At 71.7% G+C, this 18698-nt stretch carries 17 protein-coding genes; 8 read left to right on the top strand and 9 right to left on the bottom strand.

The window, feature by feature from the left end; translation table 11 throughout:
• Positions 1–237: 237 nt before the first annotated feature.
• A complete protein-coding gene (locus Mam01_RS07525; protein WP_239101114.1) occupies positions 238–939 on the top strand; it encodes a nuclease-related domain-containing protein in 702 nt (233 codons plus the stop codon).
• 98 nt (positions 940–1037) lie between these two features.
• Positions 1038–2876 carry a dihydroxy-acid dehydratase gene (ilvD, locus tag Mam01_RS07520; RefSeq protein ID WP_204284651.1) on the top strand — a complete coding sequence of 613 codons (1839 nt, stop codon included), beginning with the start codon at positions 1038–1040 and terminating at the stop codon, positions 2874–2876.
• A gap of 91 nt (positions 2877–2967) precedes the next feature.
• On the opposite strand, the gene pip is transcribed toward ilvD, so the two are convergent.
• Positions 2968–3927: a prolyl aminopeptidase gene (gene pip / locus Mam01_RS07515; RefSeq protein WP_204284650.1), complete on the bottom strand. Its 960-nt coding sequence runs from the start codon at positions 3925–3927 to the stop codon at positions 2968–2970.
• A gap of 164 nt (positions 3928–4091) precedes the next feature.
• Here pip and Mam01_RS07510 point away from each other — a divergent pair, with 164 nt between their 5' ends.
• Positions 4092–4586 carry a helix-turn-helix transcriptional regulator gene (locus tag Mam01_RS07510; protein ID WP_150935125.1) on the top strand — a complete coding sequence of 165 codons (495 nt, stop codon included), beginning with the start codon at positions 4092–4094 and terminating at the stop codon, positions 4584–4586.
• An 84-nt stretch (positions 4587–4670) separates the two neighbouring features.
• Here the strand turns inward: Mam01_RS07510 and Mam01_RS07505 are convergent, their stop codons facing one another.
• The 4 genes from Mam01_RS07505 to Mam01_RS07490 all read right to left on the bottom strand — a co-directional run bounded on the left by Mam01_RS07505 (position 4671) and on the right by Mam01_RS07490 (position 8288).
• The gene (locus tag Mam01_RS07505) at positions 4671–6434 is read right to left on the bottom strand and encodes an alpha/beta hydrolase domain-containing protein (RefSeq protein WP_204284649.1); all 1764 of its coding nucleotides are present in this window, start codon (positions 6432–6434) and stop codon (positions 4671–4673) included.
• 265 nt (positions 6435–6699) lie between these two features.
• Positions 6700–6915 carry an FmdB family zinc ribbon protein gene (locus tag Mam01_RS07500; RefSeq protein ID WP_204284648.1) on the bottom strand — a complete coding sequence of 72 codons (216 nt, stop codon included), beginning with the start codon at positions 6913–6915 and terminating at the stop codon, positions 6700–6702.
• Positions 6916–6952: 37 nt separating this feature from the next.
• Positions 6953–7771 (bottom strand): GNAT family N-acetyltransferase, encoded by an 819-nt coding sequence (locus Mam01_RS07495; RefSeq protein ID WP_204284647.1) that lies wholly within the window; start codon positions 7769–7771, stop codon positions 6953–6955.
• 7 nt (positions 7772–7778) lie between these two features.
• Positions 7779–8288, bottom strand: a complete 510-nt coding sequence (locus Mam01_RS07490; RefSeq protein ID WP_150935129.1) for an HNH endonuclease — start codon at positions 8286–8288, stop codon at positions 7779–7781.
• A gap of 301 nt (positions 8289–8589) precedes the next feature.
• On the opposite strand from Mam01_RS07490, the gene Mam01_RS07485 reads away from it, so the two are divergent.
• Positions 8590–10653, top strand: coding sequence for a prolyl oligopeptidase family serine peptidase (locus Mam01_RS07485; protein WP_204284646.1), 2064 nt, complete (start codon positions 8590–8592; stop codon positions 10651–10653).
• On the opposite strand, the gene purU is transcribed toward Mam01_RS07485, so the two are convergent.
• Positions 10650–11498: a formyltetrahydrofolate deformylase gene (gene purU, locus Mam01_RS07480; RefSeq protein WP_204284645.1), complete on the bottom strand. Its 849-nt coding sequence runs from the start codon at positions 11496–11498 to the stop codon at positions 10650–10652. The two genes, Mam01_RS07485 and purU, sit on opposite strands and share 4 nt — an antisense overlap.
• Before the next feature lie 74 nt (positions 11499–11572).
• Here purU and Mam01_RS07475 point away from each other — a divergent pair, with 74 nt between their 5' ends.
• Entirely contained in the window at positions 11573–12034 is a 462-nt protein-coding gene (locus tag Mam01_RS07475; RefSeq protein WP_204284644.1) for an NUDIX hydrolase, read from the top strand.
• Positions 12035–12062: 28 nt separating this feature from the next.
• Here the strand turns inward: Mam01_RS07475 and Mam01_RS07470 are convergent, their stop codons facing one another.
• The 3 genes from Mam01_RS07470 to Mam01_RS07460 form a co-directional block, all read right to left on the bottom strand.
• On the bottom strand, positions 12063–14066 hold the full coding sequence (locus Mam01_RS07470) for a tetratricopeptide repeat protein (RefSeq protein WP_239101113.1): 2004 nt from the start codon (positions 14064–14066) through the stop codon (positions 12063–12065).
• Between the two features lie 151 nt (positions 14067–14217).
• Entirely contained in the window at positions 14218–14784 is a 567-nt protein-coding gene (locus Mam01_RS07465; RefSeq protein ID WP_239101112.1) for a GNAT family N-acetyltransferase, read from the bottom strand.
• 9 nt (positions 14785–14793) lie between these two features.
• The gene (locus Mam01_RS07460; protein ID WP_204284643.1) at positions 14794–16389 is read right to left on the bottom strand and encodes an NsdA family TPR-like regulatory protein; all 1596 of its coding nucleotides are present in this window, start codon (positions 16387–16389) and stop codon (positions 14794–14796) included.
• Between the two features lie 331 nt (positions 16390–16720).
• On the opposite strand from Mam01_RS07460, the gene Mam01_RS07455 reads away from it, so the two are divergent.
• From Mam01_RS07455 to Mam01_RS07445, 3 genes are all read left to right on the top strand, one after another.
• Positions 16721–16981, top strand: a complete 261-nt coding sequence (locus Mam01_RS07455) for a hypothetical protein (RefSeq protein WP_204284642.1) — start codon at positions 16721–16723, stop codon at positions 16979–16981.
• A 261-nt stretch (positions 16982–17242) separates the two neighbouring features.
• Positions 17243–18259, top strand: a complete 1017-nt coding sequence (locus Mam01_RS07450; protein ID WP_239101111.1) for a mechanosensitive ion channel family protein — start codon at positions 17243–17245, stop codon at positions 18257–18259.
• Between the two features lie 34 nt (positions 18260–18293).
• Positions 18294–18677: a globin gene (locus tag Mam01_RS07445; RefSeq protein ID WP_150935137.1), complete on the top strand. Its 384-nt coding sequence runs from the start codon at positions 18294–18296 to the stop codon at positions 18675–18677.
• Positions 18678–18698: the final 21 nt, after the last annotated feature.

The raw sequence follows: 18698 nt of genomic DNA, 5'->3' as shown, positions 1-18698 counted from the left end.
AGAGAAGATACCCGGCCTTTCGAGCTTCAAATCAGCTCAAGCAGGCAACAAAAGTATGAACCATTCAACACTAGGCAAGCTGTAGACGACTCAACTACCGTGAGTGATGTGGATACCGGTCTAAGGCCAGACGACGGTCACGATACGTCACCCATCTGGGTCGGTGACCAGGCATCGGAGCAGGCGGAGCGCCCTTCGGCCCCACCCGAGGCGGCGGCGCCCCCCGAGTACGCTCCGGTGGAGCGGGCGTCGCTCCGCGGCCTGCTGCAGGACCCGAGATACCGGCACCTGCGCCGGCGCGCCCTGGTGGCGCTCGCCGCGGGGGTGGTGTTCGGCGTGCTGCTGGGCGGCTGGCGGATCGGGCTCACCGCGGCCATCCTCGCGTGGGCCGCCGACTCCGTCTACCGCGCGCGCACCATGTCCACGGTTCCCGCCTGGCGGCGGGCCTCGGCGGCGGAGCGCCGCACCGAGGCCCAGCTCAAGAAGCTCGAACGGAGCGGCTACCTGACGCTGCACGCCCGGGCCATCCCCGGCAGCGAGGCGCAGATCGACCACCTCGTGGTCGGGCCCACCGGCGTGTACGCGGTGGACTCGGAGAAGTGGGACAAGCGGCTGCCCGTGCGGGTCCAGACGCACCGCAAGCTCTTCCACGGCCCGTTCAACCGCAAGCCCCGTCTCGACGAGGCCCGGTGGGAGGCCGCGCAGGCCAGCGACCTGATCAGCAAGGCGCTCGGCCGGGAGATCACCGTGGTGCCGTCCCTGGCCATCTACGGGCCGGCGATCCCCTGGCGGATCCTCAACATCCGGGACGTCGACGTCTTCTCCGGCGGCCTGGTCCGCAAGTGGATCACGAAGCGGGAGAGGTCGCTCACCACGGCCGAGATCGACGCGATCTACCGCGCCGCCGAGCGCGTGCTGCCCGCGCGCTACCCCGAGTAGGACGGCGCGCCGTCCCGGGACGTGGACACCGGGTCTCGGCAACCGGGCACTGGCCGTACCATTTGAAGACTCAGACGTCTCCGGATGGGGGTCCCTCGATGCCCGCTCTCAGGTCCCGCACTGTCACGCACGGCAGGAACATGGCCGGCGCCCGCGCGCTGCTCAGGGCCACGGGCGTAGCGGGCAGCGACCTCGGCAAGCCGATCGTCGCCGTGGCCAACAGCTTCACCCAGTTCGTGCCCGGCCACGTGCACCTGCGCGAGGTCGCCGAGGTGGTGGCGGGCGCGGTCCGCGAGGCGGGCGCGATCCCGCGCGAGTTCAACACGATCGCCGTGGACGACGGCATCGCGATGGGCCACGGCGGCATGCTCTACTCGCTGCCGTCCCGCGAGCTCATCGCCGACGCGGTGGAGTACATGGTCAACGCCCACTGCGCCGACGCGCTGGTCTGCGTCTCCAACTGCGACAAGATCACCCCCGGGATGCTGCTCGCCGCCTTCCGGCTCAACATCCCCACGATCTTCGTGTCCGGCGGCCCGATGGAGGCCGGCAAGGTCCCGGGCCGCAAGCTCGACCTGATCGACCCGATGATCGCCTCCGCCGACGAGAGCGTGTCGGACGCCGACCTGCTGGCGATGGAGGAGAACGCCTGCCCGACCTGCGGGTCCTGCAGCGGCATGTTCACCGCCAACTCGATGAACTGCCTGGCCGAGGCGATCGGCCTGGCCCTGCCCGGCAACGGCACCACGCTGGCGACCCACACGGCCCGCAAGGCCCTGTTCGAGAACGCCGGCCGTGGGATCGTCGACCTCGCCCGGCGTTACTACGAGGAGGACGACGAGTCGGTCCTGCCCCGGAGCATCGCCACCCGCGAGGCCTTCGAGAACGCCATGGCGCTCGACGTCGCCATGGGCGGATCGACCAACACGATCCTCCACATCCTGGCCGCCGCGCGTGAGGCGGGCGTCGACTTCGGGCTCAAGGAGATCAACGAGCTGTCGCTGCGGGTGCCGTGCCTGTGCAAGGTCGCCCCCGCGACGGCCAAGTACCACGTCGAGGACGTGCACCGGGCGGGCGGCATCCCCGGCATCCTCGGCGAGCTGGACCGGGCCGGCCTGATCCACCGCGACCTGCCGACCGTGTCCTCCCCTTCCATGGCCGAGTACATCGCCAAGTGGGACCCGAAGTCTCCGGAGGTCACCGAGGAGGCCCTGGAGCTGTGGCACGCGGCGCCCGGCAACGTGCGCACCGTCAAGGCGTACTCCCAGAGCGCCCGCTGGGACTCTCTCGACCTCGACCGCGCCGAGGGCTGCATCCGCGACCTCGACCACGCCTACACCCGGGACGGCGGCCTCGCCGTGCTGTACGGGAACCTCGCCCAGGACGGCTGCGTCGTCAAGACGGCCGGGGTGGACGAGTCAATCTGGCGCTTCTCCGGCCCCGCCGTGGTGTTCGAGTCGCAGGAGGACGCCGTCGAGGGCATCCTCGGCAAGCGGGTGAAGCCCGGTGACGTGGTGGTCATCCGCTACGAGGGCCCCAAGGGCGGCCCCGGCATGCAGGAGATGCTCTACCCGACGAGCTTCCTCAAGGGCCGCGGCCTGGGCAAGGCGTGCGCCCTGGTCACCGACGGCCGCTTCTCCGGCGGCACGTCCGGCCTGTCCATCGGCCACGCCTCCCCCGAGGCGGCCGAGGGCGGCACGATGGCCCTGGTCGAGGACGGCGACGTCATCGAGATCGACATCCCGGGCCGCTCGATCGAGCTCAAGGTGGCCGACGACGTGCTGGCCGCCCGCCGCGAGCGGCTGCTGGCCGACCTCGGCGGCTACCGGCCGCGCGACCGGCACCGGCCGGTCTCGGCCGCCCTGCAGGCGTACGCCGCGCTGACCACCTCCGCCTCGACCGGCGCCTCCCGCGACCTGACCCAGCTGTCGCGGTAACCACGACACCGTCACCGGGCCCGCGCGCCCCGCCTCCCGGCGGGGTCGCGGGCCCGGCCGCGTTCCGGGCGGCGGGGCTGGATGCCGGCCGTCAGCCGGGCGGCGCGGCCCCGAAGCGGTCCAGCGCGGCCCGGATCTCCCGGCGCGTCGCGTCGCTGCCGGTGTGACCCGAGTCGTCCACCACGACGAGACGCGCGTCCGGCCAGGCCCTGGCCAGCTGCCAGGCGGTCTCCAGCGGCGCGCCGAGGTCGAGGCGGCCGTGGACGAGCACTCCGGGGATGCCCGCCAGCCGGTGCGCGTCGCGGAGCAGGACGCCCTCCTCCAGCCAGGCGGCGTTCGAGAAGTAGTGGGCGCAGATCCTGACGAACGCCTGCAGGGCCGGGGAGGGCCGGTCGCTGTAGGCGTTCGGCGCGCCGTTGACCTCGTGCGCGATCACCGCGTCCTCCCATGCCGTCCAGGCGTGCGCCGCCCTGGCCCGTACGTCCGGGTCGAGGTCGGACATCAGCCGGGCGTACGCGGCGAGCAGGTCGCCGTCGCGCTCATCCTCGGGAACCCCGGACCGGAAGCGCTGCCACTGCTCGGGGAGGAAGCGGGAGACGCCCCGGTACAGCCAGTCGATCTCGGAGCGGCGGGTCATGGTGACACCGGCGAGGACGATCTCCGACACCCGCTCCGGGTGGGCCTCGGCGTAGGCGAGGATGAGCGTGGAACCCCAGGACCCGCCGTGGAGCAGCCACCGGTCGACGCCGAGATGCTCGCGCAGCCGCTCCATGTCGGCGACGAGATGGTGGGTGGTGTTGGTCGTGAGGTCGGTCGCCGGGTCGCTCGCGTGGGGCAGGCTCCGGCCACAGTTGCGCTGGTCGAAGAGGATGATCCGGTAGCGGCCGGGGTCGAAGGCCCGGCGCTGGCGGGGCGTGCAGCCCGAGCCGGGACCGCCGTGCACGACGAGCGCGGGCTTGCCCTCGGGGTTCCCGCAGACCTCCCAGTAGACGAGGTGGCCGTCGCCGGTGTCCAGGTGCCCATGGTCGTAGGGCTCGATCGGAGGATGCACGACCGAGAAACTACCGCCGGCGGGCCGGGCCGGAAAGCGATTTAGGCGGTCCGCGGCGGCGGGCGAAAGGGTCAGGAGAAGGTGGCCGTAAGGTCAGGCGAACCTGTCCAGTCTTCCGAGCACCCGTTCGGGAAAATGTCAGTCCTGATGATTATTGTCAGACTATGGCCAACGTCATTCGGCACACGCTGACCGCCGAGGAACTCGCCGCCCTCGCCCTGTCCCTCGCTCACCTCGGAGCCGGCCCCCAGTCGGTCACCGCCCGGCGCGGCCTGCGCCACGCGTTCCAGCACCTCGACCTGGACGACGACGTCATCGCCACGACCCTCACCACGCTGACGACCCCGCTCCCCACCGACGTCGCCCGGCGGGTACGGGCGGTGGCGGGCGCGATCACCGCCCGTCTGGTGATCCGCATCCAATATCACGACGCCGGGGGCCGCTTGTCGGTTCGCGACGTCGAGCCGGTGACCTGCATGGTCCACGGCGAGTTCTGGTACCTGGTCGGCTGGTGCCGCCTCAGGCGGTCGATCAGGGCGTTCCGCTTCGACCGGATCCTGGCGGTCGAGCCGACCGACCTGCCGGCCCGCGCGCACCTGCCGCAGCGTTACCTGCCGTTCCAGCGCCGGCCCCGGGTGAGGCGCCCGACGGCCGCCTGACCCGTCCGGCTCCTCGCCTCGAACCGTGTCGCCTGATCCTCCGGCCCGGACTACCGGCTCAGGGCCGGAGGATCAGGGGCATGTCTAGTGGCCCTTGGGCTGGTCCAGCTTCCGGGCCTCGGTGAGGAGGTCGGCAAGCGCGAGGGTCACCCGCACCACGCCGTCCCGCGCCGCGGCGTCCGTGATCTGCTTGCCCGCCCGCTCGGCGAGCTGCCGCAGGTGGGCGATCGCGGGAGGCTCGTCGCCGGCGAGGCCGGCCCGTTCGGCGTGCCGGAGACGGTCCTCCAGTGTCGCCCCGACGGCCTCGGTGACGGCGCCGGAGGCGACGTACTCGCCGATGAGGTCGCGGATGTCGGAGTACCAGGCGGGGTCGCGGGCGAACGACCGCGAGATGTACCCGGCTCTGACGTCGGCGAGCGTCGTCGCCACCACCTTGTCGGCGTACGACCGCGGGGCCGGGTAGAGCTGGGCGAGTTGCGCGCCGGTCAGCGGCAGTGAGCTGCCGTCGAGGAAGCAGAAGCCCGGGCCGGTGTTGGTGCCGGTGTTGATCCGCAGCGGCGCCTCCTGCTGCGCGAGGCGGATGCCGCCGAGCGCGAGACCGAGGGAGTCGCGGGCGATCGCCGGCGGGACCGCGTCGGTCATCTGGATCTTGGGTGCCGCCGGAGGCAGCACGCCGTAGGCGATCCAGGCGAGCGTGTGGTCGTACGCCGCGTTCTGCACCATGTGCTGGGGGATGCGGGACAGCGAGGGCAGCGCGCACGTCTGCGGCTCACCCGGATAGCCACCGGGATAGCTGCCGATGTCCCGCTTGCGCAGCGGGCCGTAGTCCCGGATGAGCTTCCAGTCGCCGTGTGACGCCCCGGCCACCTCCCAGCTGCGCAGGATCGCCGAGTCGGCCTGGGCACGGGCGGCCGCCGGCAGGATGCCGCCGCTCACGTCGCCCTCGGAGTTGACGCGGAACACCGGCGTCGGCAGGTCGGTGCGGAGCACGCCCCCTCCGCCGTGTAGCACGACCGCGTCGAGCACGTTCGCGAGCGGCTGGACCGCGTTGTAGTAGTTCGCCAGACGGCCGGCCGACTGCGAGTGGCCGGTCGCGATCACGTAGCGCGGCCGGGGAAGCTCGCCGAGCGGTCCCTTCTTGCCGGTGGCGCCGCGGACGGCCTTCACGGCCTGGCTGAAGATGTCGTAGGACAGGCTGTCGTCGTTGACCGTCCCGCCCGCGGTCACGTCCAGCGTCCCGTAGCGGGCCGGGCTCCACGCCTTGAGTCCGGTCGCGGAGTGCACTCCGGCGCGCTGCGCGGAGACGCCGACCCAGGCGTACCCCTCCCGGATCAGGTGCTCGTGGGACTGGAACCAGTCGACCTCCTGGTCCCACTGGTTGCTCACGTTGTACCACTCGGCGATCACGACGCCGTTGAACGCGCGGGCGTCGGCCGGGCGGCGCACGACGAGGCGGGTGCGGTACGGGTTGCCGGTGCTGACCACGGTCGCCGTGTCGGTGCCGCGCGTCGCGTAGCGCGTCGCCGTGCCGGAGACGAAGAACTCCTGCTCGACGTAGCCCGCCGATCTGAGGTCGACGTCGGTGGCGAGGAACGGATACCCGTGCTGGGCGCTCCCGACCGGAGAGGTGTTCGCGATCGGTCCCGTGAGCACCGGGTTCGCGACGTTCTCGCCGGTCGCCGTGGACGGGCGGGGCGCGGCGGGGCCGCCCGCGGGAGGACCGCCAGGTGGCCCGCCGGGGCCTGTCGCGCTCGCCGGAGCGCAGAGGGGGATGGTCAGCGCGCCGGCGAGACCGAGCGCGATCAGGCTTCTGCGGACGTTCCGAAGAGGAGGAAGGAGGGCAGGCAAGAACGTCACCTCGCTGAGAGAGAGGCTGCGCGGGCGGAGCGCCCGCGCCGGGGGTGTCTCTGAGGCAGAGACTAACTTCCGGGAAAGTCGAAAGATAGTCTTGCTTAACACAGACTTTATGTTTGGCAGTCAAAAGTCCGCCCTGTCATGGACAAAGCCGCATCGGCCGACCCCCATGCGCTCTCCGGCCCGTGGAACGCGGACGGCCCGCAGGCGTGCACAGCACACACCTGCGGGCCGTCCGGGACTCAAGTCCGGCTCGGGGCTATCCCCCGCAGCACCCTCCACCACAGCAGCCGCCGCCCGCCGGACGGGCGGCGGGGGCCCCGGACGCCTTGCCGGTGACCGCGACGGTGGACAGCAGCTTCACGGTGTCGTCGTGGCCGGAGGGGCAGGCCGCCGGGTCGCCGGCCTCGGCCATGGGGCGGTTGAGCTCGAACGTCGATCCGCACGCGCGGCAACGGTAGTCATAGCGAGGCATGCGTCCAGGGTACGGCCGATCCGCGGCGGCGGGCGCCTCACTCGAAGTGGACGGTGACGTAGTCCGCGATGGGCCGGTAGCCGAGCCGCTGGTAGACGGAGTTCGACGTCGGGTTGCCCAGGTCGGTGAACAACAGCACCTCGGTGGCTCCCTCGTCGAGCGCCTTCCTGGTGGCCGCGTGGGTGACGGCGCTGCCGTACCCACGGCCGCGTAGCTCGGGCGGGGTGTAGACGGGCCCGATGCGGGACATGCCGGCGATCGGGGCGGACACCCCGGCGATCGACACCGGCCGGTCGTCGTCCTCCCACCACAGCAGTTCGTCCCGGTTGAGGCGGGCGGCGACGACCGGGGTGGGATCGGCGGTGCGCTCGACGTGCGCCTCCTCCTGGAACTCGCGGAAGAACCGTACGGCGAGCGGCAGGTCGTCCGGCCCGGCGATCCTCGGCTTTCCCTTCGCGGAAGGAGGCCGCAGGGCGCCGAGCCGGTAGAGGCGCTGCGCCGTGCGGCCGGTCGCCGGGCGCCACCACGCCCCCGCGAAGGTCTCCGCGGCGTCGACCGGACCGGTCACGCCCGCGATCTCCCGGTCCCGCTCGATGAGCGCGGCCGCCAGCGCGGGGAGCGCGCCGGGCGGCACGTCCCCGAGCACCAGCGGACGCGGTGGCGTGTGGCTGAAGGCGCCGGCGACCTCGCCCTCCTCGCCGGTCAGCCAGCCCATGAGGAGGTCGTCGGCGAACTGGCCGGTGCGGATCCCGCGCAACACGGTCAGCATGACCGTGTTGCGGACGGGATCACGCAACAGCCAGGGCTCGGCCGCCGCGGCGTACTCCTCCACTCCGGAGGTGATCGTCCACGTCATGACGCTGTTACGCCGCCGTCTCCACCAGGTAGGGCGCCCACTGCGGATCTCCGTCGAGCTGCGCGCCGATGAGCCGCCAGTGCGCGCCGTGCGGCACCGCCGGGGCCACGCGCAGCGCCCACCCCAGCTCCTCCAGCAGCCGGTCGGCCTTGCGGTGGTTGCACGGCATGCACGAGGCGACGCAGTTCTCCCAGGTGTGGGGGCCTCCCTTGGAGCGCGGGATCACGTGGTCGATCGTCTCGGCCCGCTGGCCGCAGTAGGCGCAGCGGAAGTTGTCCCGTCGCATCAGCGCGGCCCGGGTGAGCGGGATGCGCGTCCGGTACGGGATGCGGACGTAGCGCCGCAGCCGGATCACCGAGGGAACGTCGAGCGTGCGGGTGGCCGATCGGAGCACCGCTCCCCGGCCGTCCCGGTGGACGACGTCCGCCTTCTCTCTCAGCACCAGGATGACCGCCCGGTGCAGGGACAGCGTGGTCAGCGGCTCGTACGTGGCGTTCAAGAGCAGGACTTGGCGCATCAGCCGACCTCCGCAGCAGCCTCGGCTGTGCGCCTGGGTTGTGGCCCCGCTGGTTGGGACCCGGATGCTTCCGTCACAGGGACCTCCGCCGGACGGCCCAGCGGATCGTCACCACGGCACCGCCCTTCACCAAAGTGTGGCCTTCTCGGCGGCCCCTCCGCCACCCCATAACCGGGGTCGATGAGGTGAACGACGGGAACGCCTGCTGGTTCTATGCCCAGCCGATCATCCCTTTACTCCAGTCTTGGCCGGGTACGGACTATGTACCGCCCCAGTCCCTCACCTGATTTAAAGTGCCAGAATGAGCCGACCGCAGTACCCGTCCGCCCGCCGTGACGACATCGTCGACGACCTCCACGGAACGCCGGTTCCCGATCCCTACCGCTGGCTGGAGGATTCGGACGCCCCGGAGGTCAAGGAGTGGCTGGACGCGCAGGAGACCCTGTTCCGGTCCGCCGAGCTTGAGGGGCGCGACCACTTCCGCGACCGGGTGGCGGAGCTGCTGCGGTCGGGATCGGTCGGCACGCCGTCCTGGCGCGGCGGGCGCCGCTTCTTCACCCGCCGCTCTCCCGAGCAGGAGCACCCGGTCCTGTACGTCGCGGACGAGGCCGGCGAGCGCGTCCTGCTCGACCCCACGGTCCTCGATCCCTCGGGGCTGACCACCCTCGACTCCTTCCAGCCGAGCAAGGAGGGCGACCGGCTCGCGTACCAGATCTCCGTGGGCGGCGACGAGGAGTCGCGCCTGTACGTCGTCGACGTGGCGACCGGAGAGCGGGTCGAGGGGCCGATCGACCGCTGCCGCTACTCCCCCGTCGCCTGGATCCCCGGCGGCGAGGCGTACTACTACGTGCGCAGGCTCGCGCCGTCGGAGGTCCCGGCCGGTGAGGAGCAGTTCCACCGGCGGATCTACCTGCACCGCGTCGGCACGTCCCCCGACGACGATGTGATGATCTTCGGCGAGGGCCTGGAGAAGACCAACTACTACGGGGTGTCGGTCTCCCTCGACGGCCGCCGGCTGTCGATCTCCGCCTCCCGCGGCACGGCACCGCGCAACGACCTGTGGGTGGCCGACCTCGCCGCGTCCTCGCCGGAGGCGCCGGAACTGGTCGCCGTACAGCAGGACGTCGACGCCCAGACCGGGCTCCACTTCGGCCGCGACGGCCGGCTCTACGTCTTCACCGACCTCGGCGCGCCGCGCGGCCGTGTCTGCGTCACCTCACCGGACACGCCCGGCCCCGAGCACTGGCGCGACCTGGTCCCCGAGGACCCGGAGGCGGTGCTGTCCGACTTCGCGATCCTCGACGACATGCCCGAGCCCGTCCTGCTCGTCGGCTGGACGCGCCACGCGATCGGCGAGATCTCCCTCCACGCTCTGGAGAGCGGCGAGCGGATCGGCGACGTCCCCCTGCCGGGGCTGGGGTCCGTCGGCGGGATCCTGGAACGTCCCGAGGGCGGGCACGAGGCCTGGTTCAGCTACACCGACGACATCACCCCCACCGCGATCTTCCGGTACGACGCGCTCACCGGCGAGACGACGCTCTGGGAGGCGCCCCCGGGCTCGGTGGAGGTGCCCGAGGCGACGACCGAACAGGTCGTCTACCGGTCCAAGGACGGCACCGAGGTGCGCATGCTGGTCACCTCGCGCCCCGGCTCCGGGCCGCGTCCCACGATCCTGTACGGCTACGGCGGCTTCGGCGTGCCGATGAACCCCGGCTTCTCGGCCACCACCCTCGCCTGGGTCGAGGCGGGCGGCGTCTACGCCGTCGCCCAGCTGCGCGGCGGCGGCGAGGAGGGCGAGCAGTGGCACCGGGACGGGATGCTGGGCAAGAAGCAGAACGTCTTCGACGACCTGCACGCCGCCGCCGAGCACCTCATCGCCACCGGGGTGACCAGCCAGGACCGGCTCGCCATCTCCGGCGGCTCCAACGGCGGCCTGCTCGTCGGCGCCGCGCTCACCCAGCGCCCCGACCTGTACGCGGCCGTCGTCTGCTCGGCGCCCCTGCTCGACATGATCCGCTACGAGAGGTTCGGGCTCGGGGCGACCTGGAACGTCGAGTACGGCTCGGCCGACGTGCCGGAGGAGTTCGCCTGGCTGTGGAGCTACTCGCCGTACCACCACGTGCGGGAGGGGGTGTCGTACCCGGCCACGCTGTTCGCGGTGTTCGGCTCCGACACCCGGGTCCACCCTCTGCACGCCTGGAAGATGGCCGCGGCCCTGCAGCACGCCCAGGCGGGCGACCGGCCGATCCTGCTTCGTAACGAGACCGAGGTCGGGCATGGCGCCAGGGCCGTGAGCAGGTCGGTCGAGCTCGTGGCCGACCAGCTCGCGTTCCTGGCCCGGCACACCGGCCTGAAGCTGTCCTAACGCGGGAAGATGACGGTCTTGTGGCCGTCCAGCAGCACGCGGTGCTCCGCGTGCCAGCGGACGGCCCGGGCCAGCGCCTGGCATTCGAGGTCGCGGCCGATCGCGGCGAGGTCCTCCGGGGAGTGGGTGTGGTTCACCCGGGCGACCTCCTGCTCGATGATCGGCCCCTCGTCCAGGACGGGCGTCACATAGTGCGCCGTGGCGCCGATCAGCTTCACCCCGCGCGAGTACGCCTGGTGGTACGGCTTGGCGCCCTTGAAGGACGGCAGGAACGAATGGTGAATATTGATCATCCGGCCCGCGAGCTTGGCGCACAGCTCCTCGGAGAGCACCTGCATGTACCGCGCCAGCACGACCACGTCGGCCTGGTAGTGGTCGACGAGGGTGAGGATCTCCGCCTCCTGCCGCGGCTTGGTCTCCGGCGTGACCGGCAGGTGGTGGTAGTCCACCCCGTACGACTGGGTGAGCGGGCGCAGGTCGGGATGGTTGGACGCGACACCCGCGATCTCGATCGGCAGCAGGCCCGAGCGCACCCGGTAGAGCAGGTCGTTGAGGCAGTGGTCGAACCGGCTGACCAGCACCAGCGCCCGTGTGCGCACCGCGAGATCGAAGAGCTGGAAGTCCATGGCGAACTCGGGGGCGAGCGCGGCGAACTCCGCCCGCAGTTCGTCGATCGCGGGCTCGCCGGCGAACTGCACCCGCATGAAGAACCGCTCCGCGACGGGGTCGCCGAACTGCTGGCTCTCGATGATGTTGCAGCCCCGGCGGGCCAGCAGCCCCGACACGGCCGCGACCACTCCGGGCCGGTCCGGGCAGGACAGGGTCAGCACGTAATCAGCGCTCATGCTCAGTCAGATCCTCAGAGGGAAGTCGGTACCGGGTTCCAGGGTAGGGGCAGTCACCCGGAAGGTGAGGGCACGTGGAGACGGCGACGACGGACGACCGGCCGGCCGCGCGGGTGGTGTGCGTGGACGACCGGTCGCGGGTGCTGCTGATGCGCTGGCACGACCCGCTCGCCGGCCGGACGTTCTGGGAGCCCCCGGGCGGCGGCATCGAGCCCGGCGAGTCGCCGCTCCAGGCGGCCCGCCGGGAGCTGTGGGAGGAGACCGGCCTGCCCGGCGAGGCCGTACAGGACCGGTGGGTGCCGGTGCACCGGGACTTCCACTGGCTCGGCCGGCACTACGTGAAGACCGAGCGCTTCTATCTCGCCCGGTTCGGCGTGGCGCCGCCCGTGGCCTCGGCCGAGCTGACCGAGGAGGAGAGCGGCGCCCTCCTGGGCCTGGCCTGGCACGAGATCTCCGCCCTCTCCGCCCTGCCCGAGCCGCTCGACCCGCTGGAGCTGCCCGAAATCATCGACCGCCTGCTCGCGACCGCGCCCTGACCCGCCCGGCCCGGCCGGGGGCCCGGGGTCAGCTCTCCTTCTCGTGGCGCTCCAGGGCCGCGCGTACGTCGGGGTCGCCGGGGGCGAGGGCCAGCGCGCGGCGGAGGTCGAGCAGCGCCTCGACGCGGCGGCCGAGCGCGTCCAGGGCGGTCGCACGGTTGAAGTAGAGGGCGGCGTCCTCCCCCAGCTCGATCGCCCGGGTCAGGTCCTCCACCGCTCCCGGGGCGTCGCCGGTCGCGAAGCGCAGGGTCGCCCGGTTGGCCCAGGCCGAGGCCAGGCCGGCGTCGGCGGCCAGCGCCGCGTCGAACGCGAGCCCCGCCTCGGCGTACCGTCCCGCCGCCGTCTCGAGCTGCCCCAGCACGCCGTGCAGGTGCGCGTTGCCGGGGTCCAGGGCCAGCCCCGCCTCCACGTCGCGCCGGGCGGCCTCGTGCTCGCCGAGCATCTCCAGGATCCCGGCCCGGTTGACGTACGCGTCGAGCCAGCCGGGGTCGAGGTCGAGCACGTGGCCGAGGTCGGCCCGCGCGCCGTCCAGGTCTCCGGCGGCGAGGCGCAGCTCCGCCCGGTTGTAGTAGGCCTCGGGCAGCGGCGGGCTGACCCGCATCGCGGTCTCGTAGTCGGCCAGCGCCGCCTCGGTCCGCCCCATCTCCAGCAGCAGGTTTCCCCGGTCCAGGTAGTGGTCGGGGAAGGCCGGGTCGATCCCGATGGCGGCGTCGAAGTCGGCCAGCGCCTCCCGCCGGCGGCCCAGGCGCGCGAGGAGCTGCGCGCGGTTGGCGTGCAGGACCATCCGGTGCTGGGAGTGAGCGTCCGGCGGGAGGTCGCACCGGGCCAGGTCGAGGGCCGACTCGACCAGGCCGAGCGCCGCGTCGAGCCGCCCCTCGCGCAGCTCGACGAGCGCCCGGCCGTTCTGGTCGAAGCCGAGCTTGAACGCCCGCTCCCGCCGGTCGGGCAGCAGCGTCGAGATCGCGATCGCCTCGTTGATCCACGCCCTGGCCCTCGGCAGGTCGCGTCGCGCCGGGTCACGTTCCCGGGCGTCCAGCATCGCCGTGCCGTACGCCGCGGCGGCGTGCACGACCGGATCGACGCTGACCCTCCGCGCCTGGTCGTACAGCTCCTGCGCCTGCTCGCGCCGTCCCAGCCCGGCCAGCGCCGTCGCGGTGCGATGGACGAAGCGCCACCACGGTTCGGACCCCGGCTCGCAGAGCCGCAGCCCGCGCGAGCCCAGCTCCACGACCGCGTGCAGGAAGCCCTCGGCGACGCAGTGGTCCACCGCCGCCCACAGCGCCCGCGTGGCGGCGTCCGGGTCGCCGCCGTGCTCCAGGTGGTAGGGCACCGCGCCGAGCGCGCTCTCCGCCGACTCGGCGCCGGCGCCGAGCTCGGCCGCCCTCAGGTCGTGCCGTCGCGCCCGCTCCTCCGCCGTCAGCGACAGGTACGCCCGGTAGGCGCGGGGGTCGTCGGAAGTGCAGTCAGAGGCCAGGTAGTCGTCCGGCGGCCCGTCCAGGGGCCGCGCCTCCACCGGCCGCATGCCCTCCCACGCCGGCTCGGCGGAGCCCAGGGCGAGAGTGAGATCGGGCACCCGGCGGGCCAGGACGCCCAGCAGCTCGCGGTCCGCCGGGTCTGCCTCGTGCAGGTTGTCCGCCAGCAGCGTGCGCGGCCCGGCGAGGTGGTCGCGGACGAGCTCCGCGATCCCGTTGGCGATCCTGAGCGTACGGCGCGGCGCGGGCACGAGAATCCGTTCGTCCTCGGGCAGGCGGGCCTCGATGGTCTGGCGGCGGGCCGGCACCAGCGGGCGCAGGCTGGGTGCGACCGCGCGGATCTCGATGTCGTGGTCCGCCACCAGGCCCGGGGAACGCTCCAGGGCGGCAGGAACGATGGCGCGCAGGAGCGCGCCGCCGATCGTGTACGGACCGCGCAGCCTGCGGTGCCCGTTGACGACGGGGGCCAGAGGGGGCGGCGTCTCCAGTGCGCGGAGCGCCGCCACGCGGTCCCGGGCGAGGTCCCCCCGGACCCAGATGTGGTTCGGGCGGCGCCTCACCCCTTGTGAATGACGCTCGACGTGCCGCTGAGCTTCGTCGTTCCCGGTTTGCGGATAATGATCTTCTTCATCATGCCTCTTTCCCCACTCTTGTGGACAAGGCACAAGTATTCGCAGCGATCAGCTATCCGCCAAGAGATGTAACCATTATCTATCGCGGGAAAAGCGGGGAAACGACGGCGCTCAGCTGCTTCTCTATATAAATCACGACATTGTCGCCTCGGGCTTCGCGCCGCAACTCGCGCCATCCGGATTTGCGGTAGAGCGTCAGCGCGGCGACCTGCCGCAGTGTCGTGTCGCCGCGCAGGGTGGAGTAGCCGAGGCTGCGGGCACGCTCCTCAAGCGCCTCCGTCATCCGCGTGCCGTAACCACGCCGCTGGTGGTCGGGGTGGACCCGGAGCCGGCACATCTCGGCCGTGTGGCCGTCGATGCGCCGCAGGCCCCCCATGGCGACGATCCCCGCCGGGGCCACCTCTCCGACGAGGAAGTCACCCCCGGCCGCCAGGTAGACCTCGGTGATCCGGGGGAAGTCGTCGTCGTAGTAGACGCCGTCACCCGGCACTACGCCCACCTCGGCCAGGCCGACCTGGTGCAGGGACCACACGGCGTCGAGGTCCGGCCACCGGTACCGCCGGATCCGCAGCGGGGCGGCCTCGCTCTCACCGGCTCCCCGGAGGGCGTCCCGCACCAGGTCACCCGCCGACGCTTCTTCTGCCACTCATCCTCCTCACCCGACGTCCTTGATCAGGTCCTTGGGGATGCCCACCCGGCTCTCCGCGAGCATCTCCCGGAACTGCTTGAGCTCGGGCGAGTCGCCGTGCTTGGCCCGCACCGCCTTCTCCAGGTCGTATCCGGGCTTGAGCAGGAGGTCGGTCCGGTGGTCCTTGTCGACCAACTCGATCGCGGCCCGGCCCAGCTGGAGCGCGGCCTCGACGTCGCCCTCGATCAGCCGGCACAGCGCCCGGTCGAACCGGATCAGGGTCTGGTCGAGCAGGTCCTCGTCCGAATAGTGGGAGAGCGCCTTCTCCAGGATCACGTCGGCCTCCACCGTCTGCCCCAGCCTCACCAGGACGTCACCCTGGTAGAAGTAGAGCTGCCGCTCGGTGTAACCGAAGGCCGGGTCCTCCCGGTCGCTGGCGTTCATCTGCGAGAAGGCCGCCCTGGCCCGGTGCAGGGCCCGCTTGGCCTCCTCCACCACGTCGTGCCGCGATCCGCCGAGGCCGGCGATCTTCGCCAGGGCCCTCGCCTCGACCACCGGCGCCATGGTCCGTGCCGCGCACGGCGTCGTGCCGGCCAGGTCGCGGCTCTTCTTGGCGAGCGTCAGCGCCTCACGGGGGTCGCCGTAGTAGAGCGGGACCAGCGACTCCCGGGCGGTCACCCAGGCGCGCAGGGCGCGGTCGCCGGTCTCGTCGGCCGCCATCCGCCCGGTGCGGAAGAACGAGCGGGCCAGCCGCTGGTCGCCCAGATCGATCATGAGCATGCCGGACAGCCCGGCGAGCTGCGCGGACATCCGGCACAGCCGCTCCTGCATCTCGACGGGCTGGCGGTGGTTCAGCGCCTTGCGCACGGCGGCGAACTCCAGCATCACGTCACAGAGCAGCCGTACCGGCGGGGTGTTCATGTACTGTCGGCCGAACCCCGAGGTGGCCTGCTCCCACTGGTCGAGCATCGCCGGGGAGACGGTGGCAGCCACCATCGTCTCGTCCATCCGCCGCCGGAGATTCTCCACGGCGCCGAGCACCTCTTCGTTGAGCTCGTTCAGGCCGGCCGCGCTCACGGTGCCGCCGGCAAGGAGCCTCAACAGCGTCCTCCTCAGCACGTTCTCGTCCTCCTCGCCCCCGTCCAACGAAGGGGTGCAGTTGTCCGGCGAGGCCGGCGACGCCGGCCCCGCCCACGGAGCGGGTGAATTGCGTGGTTTGTTGTCTTCGAAGGAAGCGTCCACGAGAAACTCGTGCCCGTGGCCGCAGATGCACGGGCCGTCGTAGCCCAGGGCGAGCGGCTCGACGTGGTAGACCAAGCACAGATAGTGGAGGTATTCCGGGCCGGGCCGCTTCATGCCCGACTCGTACGCGGACAGTAGCGTCTCGCCGATGCCGGGCACCGACTTGCCGTCCCTCTTGAAGAGGGCGCGCACCTGCTCGATCACGTCGGCCAGCGCCACGCCGTGCGAGAGACGGTGGGCCTTGACCCGCGTCGTGCCGAACCGCTGCCCGCAGGCATCGTAGATCTGCCCGGCGATCTGGGCCAGGGTGTACCCGTCGGCCAGGCCCTGCGCCCGGACCTTGCGCGCGATCTCCGTCTCCCTGAGCTGCCTGCCGGACATCCCGGCCCCTCTCTCGTGGCCCGGCCGCACTGGCGGCCGCGTGTTTGACCGATCCCGAATCAGTCACGGAGGGTGACTCGCCCGTCGCACTCCGCCCACACCATAATGATGGAACACCCTTTGCGAGGCCAAGTCCCCAAGTGGAACAGATTGACTAAGGATCGTCTCCCGGCGGGGGTTTTCTTTCACCCGGCAGGGGTTTTCCTCCACCGCTCTTCTTGACCCGGCGTTGACCCGGGCGAGTCAGTGGGCCATCTTGGGCGCACCAGAGTGAGCGAGTGAAAACGCAAAGTACACAATCCGCCGGGAACGAAATGAAGGAGGACTGGCGGTGGGGAACGAGGATTTCCTGCGCCTGGAGCGTCTGGTGGCCGAACTCGACGCGCGGGGCCTGCTCGCGCGAGTCGTACACACCCCTTCGGGCCGCGCCTACGTGCGGGTCATCAACCCCGCCGCGACCAGCCTCACGGAGAACGTCGTCTGCCGGGCGGCGGACTACTGGTGGTCCTGGGGCGAGCGGATGCACCAGGCGGACGACCCCGCCGGAGCGGCGTCAAAGGTCGCCCGCGTGCTCGCCGCGGTGAGCGAGTAGCCGCACCGACCACCGTCCGGCCCCGCCGAGGCAGGCGGGGCGGGGCGGTCACCGAAGGGATCCCCTCCCGGAGAACGGCGCCGGGCGCGCTTCCGGGTGCGTGCCCACGCCCTGCCGTGCCGTCACCGGAGCATGCCGGACCGCCCCCGCGGCGCCGGACGCGCTCCCGTCCCCCCGGCGATGTGACGGAGGCCGGATCTGTCGGCAGTATTGACTTCGTTCAACCGCTGCCTCGATCCGATCCGTGGGGGGATCCACCTCGTGTTGCCGTTGTCGCCCGCGACACCCAGCCCAGAGCCGAGCCCGAGCCTGCCCGACCCGGACGCGATCGCGGCCAGCGTGTCGGCGGCGTGCGAGAAGAGCGAGGGCGCCTTCTGCACGGTGCTCAACAGCGCCTTCCCGGACCGGGACTTCCCCGCCTGGGTGCAGCTCGTGGCGGGCATCGTGGACGTGCTCGTGATGGTCGTCCTGATCCTGGCCGGGACGCTGATCGTCCGGAACGTGGCGCTCCGGCTGATCACCCGGCTCACCGTGCGGGCGAGCGTGGGCGTGCTGCCGGAGCGGCTGCGCGGCAAGACGGTGCTGACGAGCGTGGACGCCGCGGCGGCGATCATGACCGAGCGTCGCAGGGCGCGCGCCGAGACCATGGGCTCGGTGCTGCGGAGCCTCGCGTCCGTCGTGATCCTGGGCACCGGGGCGCTGATGATCTTCTCGAAGCTCGGGATACCGATCACGCCATTGCTCACCAGCGTCGGGATCATCGGTGTGGCGCTCGGCTTCGGCGCGCAGGAGCTGGTCAAGGACTTCATCGCCGGCATGTTCATGCTCCTGGAGGACCAGTACGGCGTGGGTGACGTGATCGACACCGGCGTGGCCACCGGCACCGTGGAGGCCGTCACGCTCCGCATCACCCGGCTGCGCGACGCCGACGGCAAGGTCTGGTACGTCCGCAACGGCACGATCACCCGGATCGGCAACGAGTCGCAGGGCTGGTCGAGGGCCCTGGTGGACGTGCCCGTTCCGTACGCGGCCGACATCGCGACGGTGCGCGACCTGCTCAAGAAGCTCGCCGACGACATGTGGGACGACCCGGAGTACCGCGACCTGGTGATCGTCGAGGAGCCGCAGGTCTTCGGGCTTGAGTCGGTGTCCGGCACGTCCGTCATCTTCCGGGTCAGCGTGAAGACCGTGCCGGCCCGGCACCTCGAGGTCGCCCGTGAGCTGCGGCTGCGGGTGAAGAAGACCTTCGACGAGAAGGGCATCGCCTTCGCCGCCTGACCTTACCGATCGACAACTGGCTTAGGCTGAAACCGTGACCAGCGAGCAGACCCTGTCCTTCTACGAGGTGGTCGGCGGCGAGGACGCCTTCCGGCGGCTCGTGCACCGGTTCTACGAAGGTGTGGCCGAAGACCCCCTGCTGCGTCCGCTCTACCCCGAGGAGGACCTCACCGGGGCCGAGGAGCGGCTGCGCCTGTTCCTCATCCAGTACTGGGGAGGTCCGAAGACCTACAGCGAGCAGCGCGGCCATCCCCGGCTGCGGATGCGGCACATGCCGTTCGTCATCGGCGAGGCCGAGCGGGACGCCTGGCTGCGCCACATGGGCGACGCCGTGCGCTCACTCGAACTGCCGCCGGAGCGGGAGAAGCAGCTGTGGGACTACCTGGTCTACGCCGCCCACAGCCTGGTCAACGCATAAGCAACGCGAGCAGCGGGCAGC

This window comes from Microbispora amethystogenes (genome assembly GCF_016863015.1).
GTDB classification, from domain to species: domain Bacteria; phylum Actinomycetota; class Actinomycetes; order Streptosporangiales; family Streptosporangiaceae; genus Microbispora; species Microbispora amethystogenes.
The sequence above is the reverse complement of the archived record's forward strand: the minus strand, read 5'-3'. Positions and strand labels throughout refer to the sequence as shown.